Raw genomic sequence first — 767 nt, 5'->3', positions numbered from 1 at the left:
TGGTCTGCACGCGCCGTGGTCTGCACGCGCCGTGGTCTGCACGCGCCGTGGTCTGCACGCGCCGTGGTCTGCACGCGCCGTGGTCTGCACGCGCCGTGGTCTGCACGCGCCGATCATGGAGTTGTGGCTGGCGCTTTGCCCACTTTCACGGCTTTCGCGGGGGCCACAACTCCATGATCGCGCGTCGATGACCGGCCGGGTGGGCGGGCAGGGAGACCTGCTCAGCGGAAGACGCTGGAGGCTGTGTTGAGGTCGGCTACTTGGCGGGGGTGGCCTTGCGGGCCGAGGTCGCCGAGGTCGTCGAGGTCGTCGTCCGCTTCGCGGTGGACTTGGCCGCCGGACCAGTGGACTTGCGGGCACGGCTCGCGGCGCTCGTCGTGGCCTTCTTCGCCGGGGCCGTGGACTTGCGGGCCGCCGCCCTGGTCGTCGCGCTCGCCGTGGTCGTCGCGCTCGCCGTGGACTTCCGGGCCGACGCTGTCGACTTCCGGGCCGGTGCTGTCGACTTGCGCGCCGAGGCGGTGGACTTCTTCGCCGGGGCGGCGGACTTCCGGGCCGCCGTACCGCTGCTCGTGGCCTTCGCCGCGGACTTCTTGGCCGGTGCGGACTTGCGCGCCGCTGTGGCCCGGGTCGTTGTCGTCTTCGCTGCGGTCGCCGTCTTGCGTGTCGCGGCCGGCCGGGTCGCGGTCGCCTTCTTCGCCGGAGCGGTCTTCCGCGTAGGAGCGACGCGACCAGTCGCCGCCTTCTTCGCCGGAGCGGTCTTCCGCGCG

General features: G+C 72.6%; 1 protein-coding gene. It reads right to left on the bottom strand.

What is annotated here, in order from left to right; genetic code table 11:
• Positions 1 to 221: 221 nt before the first annotated feature.
• Positions 222 to 767: hypothetical protein (locus ABT008_RS23780; protein WP_350698537.1), on the bottom strand; the 546-nt coding region annotated here is incomplete at its 5' end.

This window comes from Micromonospora sp. NPDC002389, assembly GCF_040296095.1.
Classification (GTDB): domain Bacteria; phylum Actinomycetota; class Actinomycetes; order Mycobacteriales; family Micromonosporaceae; genus Micromonospora.
The sequence above is the reverse complement of the archived record's forward strand: the minus strand, read 5'-3'. Positions and strand labels throughout refer to the sequence as shown.